At 48.5% G+C, this 2,873-nt stretch carries 3 protein-coding genes; all 3 read right to left on the reverse strand.

Annotation, left to right across the window (positions count from 1 at the left end; all coding sequences use genetic code 11):
* A partial coding sequence (locus ACWP87_RS13655; RefSeq protein ID WP_029944132.1) for a PTS sugar transporter subunit IIC occupies window positions 1–413 on the reverse strand: 413 nt, incomplete at its 3' end.
* 13 nt (window positions 414–426) lie between these two features.
* Window positions 427–1,419, reverse strand: coding sequence for a D-2-hydroxyacid dehydrogenase (locus tag ACWP87_RS13660; protein ID WP_014569943.1), 993 nt, complete (start codon window positions 1,417–1,419; stop codon window positions 427–429).
* 48 nt (window positions 1,420–1,467) lie between these two features.
* Entirely contained in the window at window positions 1,468–2,631 is a 1,164-nt protein-coding gene (locus ACWP87_RS13665) for an aminotransferase class I/II-fold pyridoxal phosphate-dependent enzyme (protein ID WP_014569944.1), read from the reverse strand.
* Window positions 2,632–2,873 lie beyond the last annotated feature (242 nt).

Genomic DNA, 2,873 nt, shown 5'->3' on the forward strand with positions numbered 1-2,873 from the left:
AACGATGGAATCAGAAGAATCGTGTACGCCTTGAGCGCATTGCCCAACAATAAAATGACTAAATAGCCAATGGCGAGGGTGATCGCCAAATTAATCACATCCCCGGTTCCGGCAACACTCAAGCTGGTTTTGGTCAGATGATAATTACCGGCACCAATAATGGCAGCCAGTGCCAGCGAACTTGTTTGAATCGGCGTAAACTTCGCCAGCATTCCCACGCACACAGCCGATAACGCCGGTAACAAGGTCATCGCAGCGGTCGTCATATACGTGACAACGGCCAACTGTGGAAAGCTAGGTAAAAGCAACTTGACGAGCGCATTTAAGATCGCGCCAGGAACCAAGGCAACAATAATCCCCACTGATAAACCGTTTAAAATGTTCATCGTCACGGTTTTTACATCTTGTTTCATCGTCTTCCTCCGTTTAATTAACTTGGTGCGGTGAATGCCCACCGACTAAAATAGTTTTGACGTCATCCAATGAAATATCGATCATGTTTTTCACGGCTGCATCCGTATAAAAACCGATATGCGGAGAAATCTCAACGTTCGGCAAAGCCTTTAAAGTTTCAAGATTGGTATTGTCCACGCCGGATTGGCTGCGATCAACCCCAAAAATACCGGCTTCACCTTCAATTGTGTCCAAAGCAGCGCCGGCAATCTCACCACGTTGCAGCGCCTCAATCAATGCGGTCGTATCGACAATCGGTCCGCGGGCTGCATTGATCAAGTAAGCCGTCTTTTTCATCTTTTTGAAGGTGGCGGCATCAAGCATATGGGTGGTGATGTCGTCCAGCGGTGTGTGCACGGTGACGATATCAGCCGTGGCCAGTAAGGTGTCAAGATCGACATAACGAACCGTATCCGCCAATTCAGGGCGCGTTACCGGATCAGCCACGATGACGGTAGATCCTAAGGCGCGAAAAATGCGAGCGACGGTACTGCCGATTTTGCCAGCGCCAATGATGCCAATCGTTAATTGATGAACTTCCTGCGCTTCCAGACCACCCCAGCTATAATCATCTTTGGCTTCGCGCGCCGTAGCCTCACCCAAATGGCGAATCAATCGCATGGCATGAGCCAAAACCAGTTCCGCAACCGATCGCGGCGAGTATGCGGGCACATTGGTCACGGCCAATCCATTGGCAGCCGCAGCATCGAGATTAACAATGTCATAGCCGGTAATCCGCAAAGTCAACTGCTTCATCCCGAATGACTTCAACTTCTGATAAACAAGCGGTTCTGGAATGGCGCCATGCTGTTGAATGACAACCCCATCGTAGCCCTTAGCCAGATCAACCGTATCAGCATTGAAGGCAACGGTATTGGTATCAACTTGAATATCATTGGCAGCAACCCAGTCATCAATCGCTGGTTGTTCGTCTGGTCGAACACTATACATTAAAATTTTCTTCATCATCATTCCCCTTTGAGCGCGTTATCGTCCAACTGCAAACCTGCCTACCTAATGCGTTGCCATAAACTGCTTAATGCGCTCAGCCGCCAGTTTCAAATCCGCCATCGAGGCCGCATACGAAATCCGCACATAACCTTCACCGCCTGGGCCAAAACTGGCACCGGGAATCACGGCAACCTTTGCTTCACGTGCCAACGCATAAACAAACTTCCAGCTGTCATGGAACCGGTCTGGCAACTTAGCAAAAATATAAAATGCGCCATCCGGATGAGGAACTTCCAAGCCGGCTTCCGGTAAGGCCTTCATCAGAAAATCGCGCCGTTTTCGATAAGCTTGCTTCATCGGCTGACTATCTTCCATGCCATTCTTCAACGCCTCTTCAGCCGCGCGCTGGGCATTGGTCGTGACGCTGGTAATCGTAAACTCGCTAACCTTGCCGATTTGTTGAATAATCGCAGCCGGCCCTGCCGTGATCCCAACGCGCCAGCCGGTCATTGCGTGGGATTTTGAGACCCCGTTAAGGACGATCGCTTGATCAGGGAGTATCTCGCCCATCGAAACATGCATCCCACTGTAGGTCAACTCTGAATAAATCTCATCGCTTAAGACAAAAATTTCATACTGCTTGATGACATCCGCTAATGCGCTCAGATCCGCGCGATTATACGTCACCCCAGTTGGATTAGTCGGGTAGTTAAGAATCACCGCTTTAACCGTGTCCCGATTGGCTTCAATCGCCTGTTGCAATTTTTCCGGCTTAAGAATGAACCCATCCGCCGAAGTGTCGATAAATATTGGTTTTGCTCCGTTTAATAACACGATTGGGATGTATAAAGGAAAAATCGGAGTTGGGATAATCACGGTATCGCCTTTGTTCAACATAGCCGTTAAACTCGAATAAATACCGCCAGTAGCCCCAGCTGTGATTAAAATCTGTGTCTCCGGATCATAGGAGGTTTTATACTTTGTTGCCAGATAATGGCTCGCCGCAGCTCGTAATCCCGGCAAGCCTTTGCTCTGGGTATAATGGCTCTCATCATTTTCGATTGATTGGATGCCTGCTGCCTTGACATGCTCTGGCGTCGGAAAATCCGGTTCACCTAATGTCAGCTTAACAATGCCTTCAATACCGCTGATTTCTGCATTGAATTGTAAAATGTCGCTCGGTTTGAGTTGCCGAACCTCGTGATTCATACGATCGACTAATGCCATGAAAATCCCTCCATCTTTTTACATCCAGTAAGTTGAAACTAAAATAAAAGCCCCGCAGTCATCGATTGACCGCGGGGCACGAAATGGGAATGATTCTCCTGATTCCAGCCACACAGTCAATTGCTTGATCTGTGTGACCGCTCACTCAAAGGTAACTGGTCTCACAGATCGCGTCTGAAAAACCAGAAATAAAATGATTGGCTACCTTGAGTCAGCTTTGTCATCATGATGAGAACCTCCTA

The organism is Lacticaseibacillus sp. 22 (assembly GCF_055413445.1).